At 61.7% G+C, this 14,846-nt stretch carries 9 protein-coding genes; 8 read left to right on the forward strand and 1 reads right to left on the reverse strand.

Annotated features, from left to right (window positions below; all coding sequences use genetic code 11):
* Positions 1-2,646, reverse strand: a complete 2,646-nt coding sequence (gene aceE / locus J3P76_RS02345; RefSeq protein ID WP_420766140.1) for a pyruvate dehydrogenase (acetyl-transferring), homodimeric type — start codon at positions 2,644-2,646, stop codon at positions 1-3.
* Between the two features lie 382 nt (positions 2,647-3,028).
* On the opposite strand from aceE, the gene glnE reads away from it, so the two are divergent.
* The 8 genes from glnE (at position 3,029) to J3P76_RS02385 (ending at position 14,635) form a co-directional block, all read left to right on the forward strand.
* The gene (glnE, locus tag J3P76_RS02350) at positions 3,029-5,968 is read left to right on the forward strand and encodes a bifunctional [glutamate--ammonia ligase]-adenylyl-L-tyrosine phosphorylase/[glutamate--ammonia-ligase] adenylyltransferase (protein ID WP_420766141.1); all 2,940 of its coding nucleotides are present in this window, start codon (positions 3,029-3,031) and stop codon (positions 5,966-5,968) included.
* Positions 5,969-7,670: 1,702 nt separating this feature from the next.
* On the forward strand, positions 7,671-8,705 hold the full coding sequence (gene waaF, locus J3P76_RS02355) for a lipopolysaccharide heptosyltransferase II (protein ID WP_434608143.1): 1,035 nt from the start codon (positions 7,671-7,673) through the stop codon (positions 8,703-8,705).
* A 1-nt stretch (position 8,706) separates the two neighbouring features.
* Positions 8,707-9,765 (forward strand): lipopolysaccharide heptosyltransferase I, encoded by a 1,059-nt coding sequence (gene waaC, locus J3P76_RS02360; RefSeq protein WP_434608140.1) that lies wholly within the window; start codon positions 8,707-8,709, stop codon positions 9,763-9,765.
* The gene (locus tag J3P76_RS02365; protein ID WP_434561010.1) at positions 9,765-10,886 is read left to right on the forward strand and encodes a glycosyltransferase family 4 protein; all 1,122 of its coding nucleotides are present in this window, start codon (positions 9,765-9,767) and stop codon (positions 10,884-10,886) included. The genes waaC and J3P76_RS02365 overlap by 1 nt, the downstream gene beginning before the upstream one ends.
* A complete protein-coding gene (gene rfaP / locus J3P76_RS02370) occupies positions 10,886-11,692 on the forward strand; it encodes a lipopolysaccharide core heptose(I) kinase RfaP (RefSeq protein WP_420766145.1) in 807 nt (268 codons plus the stop codon). The genes J3P76_RS02365 and rfaP overlap by 1 nt, the downstream gene beginning before the upstream one ends.
* The gene (locus J3P76_RS02375) at positions 11,692-12,426 is read left to right on the forward strand and encodes a lipopolysaccharide kinase InaA family protein (RefSeq protein ID WP_434561006.1); all 735 of its coding nucleotides are present in this window, start codon (positions 11,692-11,694) and stop codon (positions 12,424-12,426) included. Before rfaP ends, J3P76_RS02375 begins: the two co-directional genes overlap by 1 nt.
* Entirely contained in the window at positions 12,423-13,175 is a 753-nt protein-coding gene (locus J3P76_RS02380) for a lipopolysaccharide kinase InaA family protein (RefSeq protein ID WP_420766147.1), read from the forward strand. The genes J3P76_RS02375 and J3P76_RS02380 overlap by 4 nt, the downstream gene beginning before the upstream one ends.
* The gene (locus J3P76_RS02385; protein ID WP_434608137.1) at positions 13,175-14,635 is read left to right on the forward strand and encodes a lipopolysaccharide kinase InaA family protein; all 1,461 of its coding nucleotides are present in this window, start codon (positions 13,175-13,177) and stop codon (positions 14,633-14,635) included. The genes J3P76_RS02380 and J3P76_RS02385 overlap by 1 nt, the downstream gene beginning before the upstream one ends.
* The last annotated feature ends 211 nt before the right edge of the window (positions 14,636-14,846 follow it).

Genomic DNA, 14,846 nt, shown 5'->3' on the forward strand with positions numbered 1-14,846 from the left:
TCAGCAGTCCAGTGGGTTGCGTTTTTCCGGATCGATGCCGAACTTGGCGATGGCTTCGGCCACCACTTTAGGTTCGATATCGCCGCGGTCAGCCAGGGCTTCCAAGGCTGCCAACACAACGAACTTACGGTCGACTTCGAAGAAGTGACGCAGCTTCTTGCGGCTGTCGCTACGGCCGAAACCATCGGTGCCCAGCACTTTGAATTCCTTGGAAGGAACCCACTGGCGGATCTGTTCGGCGAACAGCTTCATGTAGTCGGTAGAGGCGATGACCGGACCTTTGCGGCCGTTCAGGCACTCTTCGACGTAGCTCAGCTTTGGCTTCTGGCCAGGGTGCAGGCGGTTGCTGCGCTCCACGGCCAGGCCGTCGCGACGCAGTTCGTTGAAGCTGGTGACGCTCCAGACGTCGGCGCCGACGTTGAATTCTTCACGCAGGATCTTCGCCGCTTCACGCACTTCGCGCAGGATGGTGCCGGAGCCCATCAGCTGGACGTGGTGCGCCGCTTCGCGGGTGTCTTCTTCGAGCAGGTACATGCCCTTGACGATGCCTGCCTCTACGCCGGCCGGCATGGCTGGCTGCTGGTAGGACTCGTTCATCACGGTGATGTAGTAGAAGACGTCCTGTTGCTCTTCGGTCATCTTCTTCATGCCGTCCTGAATGATCACCGCCAGCTCGTAGCCGTAGGTCGGATCATAGGTGCGGCAGTTCGGGATGGTCCCGGCCAGCATGTGGCTGTGGCCGTCTTCGTGCTGCAGGCCTTCACCGTTGAGGGTGGTCCGGCCGGCGGTGCCGCCGATCAGGAAGCCACGAGTACGGCTGTCGCCAGCGGCCCAGGCCAGGTCGCCGATACGCTGGAAGCCGAACATCGAGTAGAAGATGTAGAACGGCAGCATCGGCTGGTTGTGGCTGGAGTACGAAGTACCGGCGGCAATGAAGGAGCTCATGGCGCCCGCTTCGTTGATGCCTTCCTCGAGGATCTGGCCCTTCTTGTCTTCCTTGTAGAACATCACCTGGTCTTTATCGACTGGCTCGTAGAGTTGGCCGACGGACGAGTAGATGCCCAACTGGCGGAACATGCCTTCCATGCCGAAGGTACGGGCCTCGTCCGGAATGATCGGGACGATGCGCGAGCCGATTTCCTTGTCCTTGACCAGTTGCGCGAGGATCCGCACGAAAGCCATGGTGGTGGAGATTTCGCGGTCGCCCGAGCCGTCCAGGATGGCCTTGAGGGTATCGAGTGGCGGCGTCGGGATGCTGAAGCTCTTGGCGCGACGCTGCGGCACGAAACCACCCAGGGCGGCGCGGCGCTCGGCCAGGTAACGGGCTTCGGCGCTGCCTTCTTCCGGCTTGAAGAACGGCAGGTTTTCCAGTTCGCTGTCCTTGACCGGGATGTCGAAGCGGTCACGGAACAGCTTCAGGCTCTCGACGTCGACCTTCTTGGTGTTGTGCGCGGTGTTCTTCGCTTCGCCGGCACCGGTGCCATAACCCTTGATGGTCTTGGCCAGGATGACGGTCGGTTGCTCTTTGTGATTGACCGCCTGATGGTACGCCGCGTAGACCTTGTACGGGTCGTGGCCGCCACGGTTGAGCTTCCAGATCTCGTCGTCGGACAGGTCGGCAACCATCGCCTTGAGTTCAGGCGAGTTGAAGAAGTGCTCACGGACGAACGCGCCGTCCTTGGCCTTGTAGTTCTGGTACTCGCCGTCGATGACTTCGTCCATGCGGCGTTGCAGGATGCCGTCGACGTCCTTGGCCAGCAGTGGGTCCCAGAAACGGCCCCAGATGACTTTGTTGACGTTCCACTGGGCACCACGGAACACGCCTTCGAGTTCCTGGATGATCTTGGCGTTGCCGCGAACCGGGCCGTCGAGGCGCTGCAGGTTGCAGTTGATGACGAAGATCAGGTTGTCCAGCTTCTCGCGGCCGGCCAGGGAGATCGCACCCAGGGATTCCGGCTCGTCGCATTCACCGTCACCCATGAAGCACCAGACTTTCTGCTTGCCTGGCTGGATGAAGCCACGGGCTTCGAGATACTTCATGAAGCGCGCCTGGTAGATCGCCTGGATCGGGCCCAGGCCCATGGAAACGGTCGGGAACTGCCAGAAATCAGGCATCAGCCAAGGGTGCGGGTACGAGGACAGGCCGTTGCCGTCCACTTCCTGGCGGAAGTTGTTCATCTGGTCTTCGGTGATGCGGCCTTCCATGAACGCACGGGCGTAGACGCCTGGCGATGCGTGACCCTGGAAGTAGATCAGGTCGCCGCCATGTTCGTCGGTCGGGGCCTGGAAGAAGTAGTTGAAGCCGATGTCATACAGCGTCGCACTGGAGGCGAAGCTGGAGATGTGACCGCCCAGGTCAGAATCTTTCAGGTTGGTACGCATGACCATGGCCAACGCGTTCCAGCGCACCAGCGAGCGAATGCGGCGTTCCATGAACAGGTCGCCAGGCATGCGTGCTTCGTGGGTGACAGGGATCGTGTTGCGGTATGGCGTGGTGATGGCGTAGGGCAGTTGCGAACCGCTGCGGGTTGCGAGTTCACCCATACGGGTCATCAGATAATGAGCACGGTCTTCGCCTTCTTTGTCGAGAACCGATTCCAGGGCGTCCAGCCATTCCTGGGTTTCGACGGGATCGAGGTCTTGCATGGCTTGCTCCAGGGCGGAAAGGCTACCAGAATCGGTTGCCTGAGTTTGCGACTGGCCTTGTGGGCAGACGATATAAATTCTTGGATTGCCGAAGGTTGTCTCGGCGGCGTGTAGTTTTACTACAAATCGTTGGCCGTTTCAGCCTTTCGAATGTATAGACGAGTAGTAAAACTACACATGAGCGGCTTATGGCCCCTCGTTTCGTTGTGAGAATAATCGTTACTGTTGGTCATTAGCCAACTCGAACAGGTAAAAACTTGATGCCGGCTGCCAATAAAACCAGAAAATCAGCTATTTATCATCTTTGTTCGACAGTCGATCAGGTAGTGGCATTCGAAAAAACACTACATCCAGCCTTTCCCGCGCCGATCAAGGATAGACCATGAGCCTGCCCTCGCTTGCCGAAATACCGGCGATTCTCCAGTCATTGGTCAGTCGGGCCGAGCAGTCGTTCCGCGCGGCGGTCGCCACTCTGGACGACGACCATGGGCTCTCTGCCTGGACGCCGCAGCGCTGGGCCGAGTTCAATCGCGTCGTCGCGGCCAGCGACTTTGTCATCGAGCAAAGTGTACGAGACCCGTCGATGCTCTTGGAACTGGTGCACAGCGGCGAGCTGGACCGCAGCCTGGCCCCCGGTGAAATGTGCGCGCAGATCGGCGCCGCCGTCCAGGCCGCCGAAACCGAAGATGAGTTGGGTCGCGTGCTGCGTCGCCAGCGCACCCGCCAGCAGGTGCGCATCATTTGGCGTGACCTGACCCGCCAGGCGGACCTGGTCCAGACCTGTCGCGATCTCTCGGACATGGCCGACACTTGCATCGACCAGGCCTATCGATGGTTGTACCAACGCCTGAGCCAGCAATTGGGCATACCCACCGGCCGGCGCAGTGGCGAGCCGCAGCAGATGGTCATCCTGGGCATGGGCAAGCTAGGCGCCGTCGAGCTGAACCTGTCGTCGGACATCGACCTTATCTTCGCCTATCCCGAAGGCGGCGAAACCGTCGGCGCGAAGCGGCCGCTGGATAACCAGGAATTTTTCATCCGCCTTGGCCAGCGCCTGATCAAGGCCCTCGATCCGATGACCGTCGATGGCTTTGTATTTCGTGTCGACATGCGTCTGCGTCCCTATGGCTCGGCCGGCGCGCTGGTGCTGAGCTTCAATGCCCTGGAGCAGTATTACCAGGACCAGGGGCGCGACTGGGAACGCTACGCGATGATCAAGGCGCGGGTGGTGGCGGGCGACCAGGTGGCCGGCGCGCAACTGCTCGACATGCTGCGCCCGTTCGTCTATCGCCGTTACCTGGATTTTTCCGCCATCGAAGCGTTGCGCACCATGAAGCAGTTGATCCAGCAGGAGGTGCGGCGCAAGGGCATGGCCGACAACATCAAGCTGGGTTCGGGCGGCATCCGCGAGGTGGAATTCATCGCCCAGGCGTTCCAGTTGATCCATGGCGGTCGCGACCTGAGCTTGCAGCAACGACCGTTGTTGAAGGTGCTTGGCACATTGGAGGGCCAGGGCTACCTGCCGTCCAAGGTGATCGACGAGTTGCGCCAGGGTTATGAGTTCCTGCGTTACACCGAACATGCGATCCAGGCCATTGCCGACCGCCAGACGCAGATGCTGCCGGACACTGCGCAGGATCAGGCGCGCATTGCGTTCATGCTGGGCTTCGCCGACTGGTCGGCGTTCCACGAACAGCTGATGCATTGGCGTGGGCGCGTGGCCTGGCATTTCGGCCAGGTCATCGCCGATCCGGACGAAGAAGAGGGCAGCGAAGGCGAAGTCGCGGTGGGTGGAGAATGGCTGCCGCTGTGGGAAGACAGCCAGGATGAGGAAGCGGCGTGTCGCCAGTTGGAGGCGGGCGGTTTCACCGATGCGTCCAAGGCGCTGAGGGCCTTGGCTGCCTTGCGCGCCAGCCCGCAATTGCGCGCGATGCAACGTTTGGGGCGCGAGCGCCTGGATGCGTTCATTCCCCGCCTGTTGGCTCAGGCGGTGGAGCACGCCAATCCGGACCTGGTGCTGGAACGGGTATTGCCATTGGTTGAAGCCGTGGCCCGCCGTTCGGCTTATCTGGTGCTGCTGACCGAGAACCCTGGCGCGTTGCGGCGTTTGCTGACGTTGTGTGCGGCGAGCCCATGGATTGCCGAGCAGATCACCCGTTTTCCGCTGTTGCTCGATGAGTTGCTCAACGAAGGCCGTTTGTTCAAGCCGCCGTTGGCGCCTGAGCTGGCGGCGGAATTGCGCGAGCGGCTGACGCGCATCCCCGAGGACGATCTCGAACAACAGATGGAAGCCTTGCGGCATTTCAAGCTGGCCCACCGCCTGCGCGTCGCTGCCTCGGAAATCGCCGGCAGCCTGCCGTTGATGAAAGTCAGCGACTACCTGACGTGGCTGGCCGAAGCCATCCTCGAGCAGGTGCTGGCCCTGGCCTGGCGCCAGACAGTCGCCAAGCATGGCGTACCGTTGCGCACCGATGGGAGCCCGTGCGATCCGGGGTTCATCATTGTCGGCTATGGGAAAGTCGGTGGCCTGGAATTGGGGCATGGTTCCGACCTGGACCTGGTGTTCATCCACGATGGCGACCCGCAGGCTGAAACCGACGGCCCGAAACCCATCGACGGCGCTCAATTCTTCACCCGGCTTGGCCAGCGGATCATTCACTTGTTGACGGCCCAGACGAACTCCGGGCAGTTGTATGAAGTGGACATGCGTCTGCGGCCGTCCGGAGCGTCGGGCTTGCTGGTCAGTTCCCTGGGAGCGTTTGCCCGCTATCAGGAAAACGAAGCCTGGACCTGGGAGCATCAGGCGTTGGTGCGTGCGCGAGTGCTGGTGGGCAGCCAGGACGTCGGCCAAGCGTTCGAAAAAGTCCGCGCCCAGGTGTTGGGACGCACCCGTGATTTGCCGACGCTGCGCCAGGAAGTCAGCGAGATGCGCGCCAAGATGCGCGACAACCTTGGCAGCAAGGCCACCGCCGCCGGGACCGCGCCGAATGCCTTCGAAGCCACGGCGCCCTTTGACCTCAAGCAGGACGCCGGAGGTATCGTCGATATTGAATTTATGGTGCAATACGCGGCCCTGGCCTGGTCCGAGGCGTACCCTTCACTGGTGCGCTACACCGATAACATCCGCATCCTGGACGGATTGCAGGAGGTCGGATTGATGCCTGCCGAGGATGCCACGCTGTTGCGCGAAGCCTACAAGGCCTACCGCTCCGCCGCCCACCGCCAGGCCTTGCAGAAAGACACTGGGGTGATTGCAGGCGATCAGTTCGTGGATGAGCGTCGACAGGTGATGCGGATCTGGCGAGAGCTGGGGCTGAGTTGAAGGATTGAATGTAGGAGCGAGCTTGCTCGCGATAGCGGTGGGTCAGGCGACATCGACGTTGGATGTGCTGGCCCCATCGCGAGCGGGCTCGCTCCCACAGTTGATTGGCGGTGCCGCACGGTATTGGATACTTGTGCGCAACCCCTGTGGGAGCGAGCTTGCTCGCGATAGCGGTAGGTCAGGCGACATCGATGTTGGATGTGCTGGCCCCATCGCGAGCAAGCTCGCTCCCACAGTTGATTGGCGGTGTCGCACGGTATTGGATACTTGTGCGCAACCCCTGTGGGAGCGAGCCTGCTCGCGATAGCGGTGGGTCAGGCGACATCGACGTTGGATGTGCTGGCCCCATCGCGAGCAAGCTCGCTCCCACAGTTGATTGGCGGTGCCGCACGGTATTGGATACTTGTGCGCAACCCCTGTGGGAGCGAGCTTGCTCGCGATAGCGGTGGGTCAGGCGACATCGATGTTAGATGTGCTGGCCCCATCGCGAGCAAGCTCGCTCCCACAGTTGATTGGCGGTGTCGCACGGTATTGGATACTTGTGCGCAACCCCTGTGGGAGCGAGCCTGCTCGCGATAGCGGTGGGTCAGACAACATCGACGTTGGATGTGCTGGCCCCATCGCGAGCAAGCTCGCACCCACAGTTGATTGGCGGTGCCGCACGGTATTGGATACTTGTGCGCAACCCCTGTGGGAGCGAGCTTGCTCGCGATAGCGGTGGGTCAGGCGACATCGATGTTAGATGTGGTGGCCCCATCGCGAGCAAGCTCGCTCCCACAGTTGATTGGCGGTGTCGCACGGTATTGGATACTTGTGCGCAACCCCTGTGGGAGCGAGCCTGCTCGCGATAGCGGTGGGTCAGACAACATCGACGTTGGATGTGCTGGCCCCATCGCGAGCAAGCTCGCACCCACAGTTGATTGGCGGTGCCGCACGGTATTGGATATTTATGCGGAACTCTTGTGGGAGCGAGCCTGCTCGCGATAGCGGTAGGTCAGGCGACATCGACGTTGGATGTGCTGGCCCCATCGCGAGCGGGCTCGCTCCCACAGTTGAATGGCGGTGCCGCACGGTATTGGATACTTGTGCGCAACCCTTGTGGGAGCGAGCCTGCTCGCGATAGCGGTAGGTCAGGCGACATCGACGTTGGATGTGCTGGCCCCATCGCGAGCAAGCTCGCTCCCACAGTTGATTGGCGGTGTCGCACGGTATTGGATACTTGTGCGCAACCCCTGTGGGAGCGAGCCTGCTCGCGATAGCGGTGGGTCAGGCGACATCAATGTTGGATGTGCTGGCCCCATCGCGAGCGGGCTCGCTCCCACAGTTGATTGGCGGTGTCGCACGGTGTTGGATACTTGTGCGCAACCCTTGTGGGAGCGAGCCTGCTCGCGATAACGGTGGGTCAGGCGACATCGATGTTGGATGTGCTGGCCCCATCGCGAGCAAGCTCGCTCCCACAGTTGATTGGCGGTGCCGCACGGTATTGGATACTTGTGCGCAACCCCTGTGGGAGCGAGCCTGCTCGCGATAGCGGTGGGTCAGGCGACATCGATGTTGGATGTGCTGGCCCCATCGCGAGCAGGCTCGCTCCCACAGTTGATTGGCGGTGTGTTGTAGATTAAGGCCACAGGCAACGACCTAAGCCACAGTGATTCTCGAGGCGGGGAGGCGTAGGCCTCCCCGTATCGTTTTTGGAAAGCACATGAATATTCTGATCGTTGGGCCCAGTTGGGTCGGTGACATGGTGATGGCCCAGACACTGTTCCAGTGTCTGAAGCTGCGTCATCCGCAGTGCGAAATCGACGTTCTGGCCCCTGAATGGAGCCGTCCGATCCTTGAGCGCATGCCCGAGGTGCGCAAGGCCTTGAGCTTTCCGCTCGGCCATGGCGTGCTGGAGCTGGCGACTCGCCGGCGCATCGGCAAATCCCTGGTCGGCCACTACGACCAGGCGATCCTGTTGCCCAATTCGCTGAAATCGGCGCTGGTGCCGTTCTTTGCCGGCATTCCCAAGCGCACAGGCTGGCGCGGCGAGTTTCGCTATGGCTTGCTCAATGACGTGCGCACGCTGGACAAAGATCGTTATCCATTGATGATCGAGCGCTTCATGGCCCTGGCCTACGAGCCGGGGGCCGAATTGCCCAAGCCGTATCCTCGGCCGAGCCTGCAAATCGATCCGGTAACGCGCGAAACGGCCCTGGCCAAGTTCGGTCTGACCCTGGATCGCCCGGTATTGGCCCTGTGCCCGGGCGCCGAGTTCGGTGAGTCCAAGCGCTGGCCGGCGGAGCATTACGCCCAGGTTGCCGAGGCGAAGATCCGTGAAGGCTGGCAAGTCTGGCTGTTCGGTTCGAAAAACGATCACTCGGTGGGCGAAGACATCCGTTCGCGGCTGATTCCGGGCCTGCGGGAAGAGTCGGTCAACCTCAGCGGCGACACGTCCCTGGCCGAGGCGATTGACCTGTTATCCTGCGCCGATTCGGTGGTGTCCAATGACTCCGGCTTGATGCACGTCGCGGCCGCGCTGAACCGTCCGTTGGTTGCGGTCTACGGCTCGACTTCGCCGGGTTTTACTCCGCCGTTGGCCGATCAGGTCGAAGTCGTGCGCCTGGGCATCGAGTGCAGTCCATGCTTCGACCGTACCTGCCGCTTCGGCCATTACAACTGCCTGCGCCAGCTGATGCCGCTGGCGGTGAACGAGGCCCTGGAGCGTTTGCAGGGCACTCCCGTGGAGGTCCGGTAACTTGCGGGTATTGTTGATCAAGACCTCTTCGCTGGGGGATGTGGTCCACACGTTGCCAGCGCTGACCGATGCGACGCGGGCAATTCCTGGCATCACATTCGACTGGGTGGTGGAAGAGGGTTTCGCCGAAATCCCTACCTGGCATCCGGCCGTGGGCAAGGTCATCCCGGTGGCGATCCGGCGCTGGCGCAAGAACCTCTGGCAAACCCTCAAAAGCGGTGAATGGCGACGCTTCAATCAGAGCATTCGCGCCGAAAAATATGATTTGGTGATCGATGCCCAAGGCCTGCTGAAAAGTGCCTGGCTGACCCGCTACGTCAAGGCACCGGTGGCTGGGCTGGATAAGGATTCGGCGCGTGAACCGCTCGCGGCGCGCTTCTATTCGCGTCGCCTGGCGGTCGCTCGTGGTCAGCATGCGGTGGAGCGTGTACGTCAACTGTTCGCCTTGGCGCTGGGCTATGACTTGCCGCAAACCCAGGGCAGCTATGGCCTGGACATCGACCGACTGGTTGAATTGCCGCGCCCATACCCCTACGTGGTGTTCCTGCATGGCACGACGTGGGAATCCAAACATTGGCCTGAGCTCTACTGGCGTCAGCTCACCGAGCGCATGGGGCAATTCGGCGTGGTGGTGAAACTGCCGTGGGGCAACCCGGCCGAGAAGGCCAGGGCCGAGCGCATCGCCAACGGGCTGCGCAATGCCTTGGTGCTGCCGAAATTGAACCTGGGCGGCATGGGCAAGGTGCTCGCCGGTGCCCAGGCCTGCGTGGCCGTGGATACGGGCCTCGGGCATCTGGCCGCCGCTCTGGATGTGCCGACCATCTCGCTGCTCGGTCCGACCAATCCCGTGCTGACCGGCGCCTATGGCAAGGGCCAGATTCATCTCGCCAGCGATTTTCCTTGCGCGCCGTGCATGCAGAAACAATGCACTTACCCACCGACCGCCGAAGATGCCCGGCGGTTCGACCTGAAACGCGAGCAGCCCCTGTGCTTCACGCGTCTGAATCCCGAGCGTGTTGCCAGCCACCTGAGCACGTTATTGGCTGAGGAGCCGCGCTGATGCAATTGGCTTTTGTCCTTTACAAATATTTCCCCTTCGGCGGCCTGCAGCGTGACTTCATGCGCATCGCCTTGGAGTGTCAGCGACGCGGTCACCAGATCCGCGTCTACACGCTGATTTGGGAAGGTGACGTCCCGCCCGGCTTCGAAGTGCTGGTGGCGCCGGTCAAGGCGCTGTTCAATCACCGCCGCAACGAGAAACTCAGCGCGTGGATGGAGGCCGACCTGGCCAAGCGCCCGGTGGACCGGTTGATCGGCTTCAACAAAATGCCCGGCCTGGACGTGTACTACGCCGCCGACGGCTGCTTCGAAGACAAGGCGCAGAACCTGCGCAATTCGCTGTACCGACGCTGGGGGCGCTACCGGCATTTCGCCGAGTACGAGCGGGCCGTGTTCGCCAAGGACGCCAAGACCGAAGTCCTGATGATTTCCGAAGTCCAGCAGCCGCTGTTCATCAAGCACTACGACACGCCGCTGGAGCGCTTTCACCTGCTGCCGCCGGGCATTGCCCACGACCGTCGTCGGCCCGCCGATGCCGATGAGATCCGGGCGGCGTTCCGAGCCGAATTCGAGCTGGCCGACGACGATTTGTTGTTGGTGCAGATCGGCTCCGGGTTCAAGACCAAGGGCGTCGACCGCAGCCTCAAGGCCCTGGCCGCGCTGCCCACGCAATTGAAAAAACGCACTCGGCTGTTTGTAATCGGCCAGGACGACCCCAAGGTATTCCAGATGCAGAGCGCTGCGCTGGGTCTGGGCGATAATGTGCGGTTCCTCAAGGGTCGCAGCGATATCCCGCGTTTCCTGCTCGGTGCCGACCTGTTAATCCACCCGGCCTACAACGAAAACACCGGCACGGTACTGCTCGAAGCGCTGGTGGCCGGGTTGCCGGTGCTGGTCAGCGCGGTGTGCGGGTACGCTCACTACATCGCCGAGGCCGACAGCGGCCTGGTGCTGGATGAGCCGTTCGAACAGGCGCAGTTGACCGAATATCTGAGCCGGATGCTTAGTGATCCGCAAGCGAGGGCGGCCTGGAGCCGCAATGGTCTGGCCTTCGCCGAGACGGCCGACCTCTACAGCATGCCGCAGCACGCGGCCGATGTGATATTGGCGGAGCACGCTTAATGAAATTGATGCTGGCCGAACCGTTCAAGAGCCTTTGGGCCGGGCGCGATGCGTTCGTCGAAGTCGAAGCGCTCCAGGGCGAGGTCTACCGTGAGCTCGAAGCCCGGCGCACCCTGCGCACGGAGGTAGAGGGTCGCGGTTTTTTCGTGAAAATCCATCGTGGCATCGGCTGGGGCGAGATTTTCAAGAACCTGCTCACCGCCAAGCTGCCGGTGCTGGGCGCGGGCCAGGAATGGAAGGCCATCCAACGGCTGCAGGAAGTCGGCGTGCCAACCATGACCGCCGTTGCCTATGGAGAGAAGGGCAACAATCCGGCGGACCAGCATTCCTTTATTGTTACCGAGGAGCTGGCGCCTACCATAAGCCTTGAAGACTTCAGCCTCGACTGGGTCAAGCAGCCTCCGCAGCCCCGGCTAAAGCGAGCACTGATCGCCGAAGTGGCGCGCATGACCGGCATGATGCACCGCGCTGGGGTCAACCATCGCGACTGCTACATCTGCCACTTTCTGCTGCACACCGACAAACCGGTGACGCCCGAGGATTTCAAACTCTCGGTGATCGACCTGCACCGCGCCCAGACCCGTCCGGCTATCACCACGCGCTGGCGTAACAAAGACTTGGCGGCGCTGTATTTCTCCGCGCTGGACATTGGCTTGACCCGGCGCGACAAGCTGCGTTTTCTCAAGGGCTATTTCCAGCAGCCGCTGCGCCAGATCCTGGCGCAAGAGGCTGCGTTGCTGGCCTGGCTCGAAGGCAAGGCCAAGAAACTGTATGAGCGCAAACAGCGGTACGGGGATGCGCTCTGATGTCGGGTTGGAATTTGGAACCCGCCTACGCTGAGCTGGCACAGGATTTCGGCAGCCTCGACGCGGTGTTCGCCCTCCAGGGCGAGCGCCTGACCCGCGATCCACTGTCAGAGGTGATCCGCGTACAACGCAACGGCGTGAATTATTACGTCAAGCGCTATACCGGCGCCGGCAAGGGCTTGCGTCGTTATCTGGGCAAGCCACGGGTCAAGTCGGAATGGCAGAACCTCAAGCGTTTCGCCAAGTGGGGTATTCCCACAGCGGAAATTGTCGCCTGGGGGCTGGAACGACGGGGTGCGGCCTATGATCGCGGCGCGATGATCACCCGCGAATTGCCGCGCACCGAAGACCTTTCAGCCCTGGCCGAGCGGCACGATTCGCGGCTCGACGATCGCGCCTGGGTCGATGGCGTGAGCCGGCAGCTCGCCGGTTATACCCGGACCATGCACGATCACCGTTTCACCCATAACGACTTGAAATGGCGCAACCTGCTGATCGACGACCGGGCGCGTCTGTTCCTGATCGACTGCCCGAACGGTGACTTCTGGCGCGGCTTCTGGCTCAAGTACCGGATCACCAAAGACCTGGCATGCCTGGACAAAGTCGCCAAATATCATTTGTCGGCCACCCAGCGCCTGCGTTTTTACCTGCAATATCGCCAGCGCGACCGGCTCGATGCGTGCGACAAGAAACGTATTCGCCACGTGGTGAGATTTTTCGAGGGGCGTGAATGACCGATTTCCTGGCCGCCGAAGACCGGGCCTTGCTGGAGCGCCATGGCCTGGACAGCTTCGAAGCCCTCTGGTTGCGCAAGCTGGACGCAGTGGACGAGCCCAATACGGCTGGCGATGGCTGGAGCAGTGTGTTCCGGCTGGAGCTCGAGGGGCAGGGTTATTACCTCAAGCGCCAGAGCAATTACCTGACCCGGACGCTATCGCACCCTTTTGGCGAACCCAGTTTTTCCCGGGAGTTTCGCAACATCAGCCGGTATCGCCAGTTGGGTATCCCAGCGTTGCAGGCGGTCTTCTACGGGCGGCGGAAAGTGGACGGCGAGGTTCGGGCGATTCTGTTGACCCGCGCCTTGGACGGCTGGGATGACCTGGATTCGCTCCTGGAGCGCTGGCCGTCCCTGACGACCGTGCAACGCACCACCATCGTTCAGGCCTGTGGTCACCTGGCGCGGCGACTGCACGACATGCATCAGGTGCATGGCTGTTTCTATCCCAAGCATATTTTTCTGCAGGCCACTGCCGGCGGTCACCAGGCACAGTTGATCGACCTGGAAAAGACCCGTCCGCTGCTGTTCGGGCAGCGTGACCGGGTCAAGGACCTGGAGCCGTTGCTGCGCCGGGCCCGGGCCTGGAGTGAAGAGGATGTGCGTCAGCTGCTGTCTACCTATCTGGACCAACCGCTTGACGGTGCGCTGGTCGATCGATGGTTGGCCCGCCTGAGCGCTCGACGCACTCATAAGGAGACCCGCTGATGCATTTGTCGGAATTGAAAGGCGCTGGCCGCAGCCCGAGCCTGCCCCTGAGCCTGGAGCTGGCGGATGCCGCTGGCCCGGCGCAATTGCAACTGTTGTCACTGTTGCGGGTGCTGCCTGGGCAGCGTTACGTCGGCGCCGGTATCTGGCGCGGCCGGCCCGTGCTGGCCAAGTTACTGGTGGGCAGCAAGGCGCCGCGGCATTTCCAACGAGAGCTGCAAGGTGTTCGCCTCCTCGCGGAACAGGGGCTGACGACCCCATTGCTGCTGGCCGATGGCTTGAAAGAAGGCGAGGGTGGCTGGCTGCTGTTCGAGCTGCTGGAAGGCGCTGAGAGTCTTGGCGATGCCTGGAAGCAGGTCGAACATCTCCCCATGTTGGCGGACGAACAAACGGCGGTGCTGGCCGAGGCGCTGGGCGCTATTGCGCAGCTGCACGGCAAGGGCCTGTGGCAAGAAGATCTGCACCTGGACAATCTGCTGCGCCATGGCGACAAGCTCTATCTCATCGATGGGGCCGGCATTCGCGCCGAAACCCCCGGCCAGCCATTGTCGCGGCAAAAGGTCTTGGAAAACCTGGGGGTGTTTTTCGCCCAGCTTCCAAAATCCATCGAGCCGTTCAATGAAGAGTTGCTGGTGCATTACCTGTTGAGTAACGCCGAACACGCCCTGCCGATGGAAGCGCTGCAAAAACAGATCGACAAGGTCCACGCCTGGCGGCTGAAAGACTTCCTTGAAAAGGTCGGGCGCGAATGCAGCTTGTTCAGCGTGCAGCGCGGGCCGTTCGGCCTGCGGGCTATTCGTCGCGATGAAGAAACGGCCATGGTCCCGGTGCTGGAGCATGCCGATGCGTTGCTTGACCAGGGTCACTTGTACAAGACCGGTGGTGCCGCCAGTGTCGGTAAGGTCGAATCGAACGGTCGCACCCTGGTAATCAAACGCTACAACATCAAGGGCTTCGCCCACTGGCTCAAGCGCTTCTGGCGCCCGAGCCGAGCCTGGCATTCCTGGCGCGAAGGCCATCGGCTGGCCTTCCTCGGCATCGCCACGCCCAAGCCACTGGCGTTGCTGGAAAAGCGTTTCCTGTGGTTGCGTCGTGGCGCCTATCTGGTCACTGAACACCTGTCTGGCCCGGACATCATCGAACGCTTCGCCCCGCATGTGGAAAGCGGCGAAGCCCCTGAGTCCGAGCTGTTGGCGCTGGATCGCTTGTTCGCCGACCTGATCCGCGAGCGCATCAGCCACGGTGACTTCAAAGGACACAACCTGTTCTGGCAAGACGACCGCTGGGCATTGATCGACCTTGATTCCATGTGCCAACACCGGACCCAGGCCAGCTTCGCCCAAGCCTACGCCCGGGATCGCGCACGGTTCATGCGTAATTGGCCTGAGGGAAGTGCGCTGTATCGGGTGATCGATCAGCGGTTGCCGAAGGCAGTCGATAACACGTCGGCTATCGTGTAACCGCTCACCGTGGCGAGGGAGCTTGCTCCCGCTGGGCTGCGCAGCAGCCCCGACGCCATTCAACGCGCAGTACCAGGAAAAAACGATTTGCAGTTCCTGTGACGGCTGCGCCGCCGAGCGGGAGCAAGCTCCCTCGCCACGGACCGTGTAAACCCTACGACTCCGCTAGAGGCTTAAGATCGCTTTTAAGCTATAATCCCGCCCTTTAGCT

Source organism: Pseudomonas sp. D1-36, assembly GCF_051132205.1.
Taxonomy (GTDB): domain Bacteria; phylum Pseudomonadota; class Gammaproteobacteria; order Pseudomonadales; family Pseudomonadaceae; genus Aquipseudomonas.

What these genes read in the sequence shown, in the direction of transcription:
- rfaP (WP_420766145.1), top strand. Translation starts at nt 10,886, where the DNA reads ATGAAATTGATGCTGGCCGAACCGTTCAAGAGCCTTTGGGCCGGGCGC.
- J3P76_RS02365 (WP_434561010.1), top strand. Translation starts at nt 9,765, where the DNA reads ATGCAATTGGCTTTTGTCCTTTACAAATATTTCCCCTTCGGCGGCCTG.
- J3P76_RS02380 (WP_420766147.1), top strand. Translation starts at nt 12,423, where the DNA reads ATGACCGATTTCCTGGCCGCCGAAGACCGGGCCTTGCTGGAGCGCCAT.
- waaF (WP_434608143.1), top strand. Translation starts at nt 7,671, where the DNA reads ATGAATATTCTGATCGTTGGGCCCAGTTGGGTCGGTGACATGGTGATG.
- J3P76_RS02385 (WP_434608137.1), top strand. Translation starts at nt 13,175, where the DNA reads ATGCATTTGTCGGAATTGAAAGGCGCTGGCCGCAGCCCGAGCCTGCCC.
- glnE (WP_420766141.1), top strand. Translation starts at nt 3,029, where the DNA reads ATGAGCCTGCCCTCGCTTGCCGAAATACCGGCGATTCTCCAGTCATTG.
- J3P76_RS02375 (WP_434561006.1), top strand. Translation starts at nt 11,692, where the DNA reads ATGTCGGGTTGGAATTTGGAACCCGCCTACGCTGAGCTGGCACAGGAT.
- aceE (WP_420766140.1), bottom strand. Translation starts at nt 2,646, where the DNA reads ATGCAAGACCTCGATCCCGTCGAAACCCAGGAATGGCTGGACGCCCTG.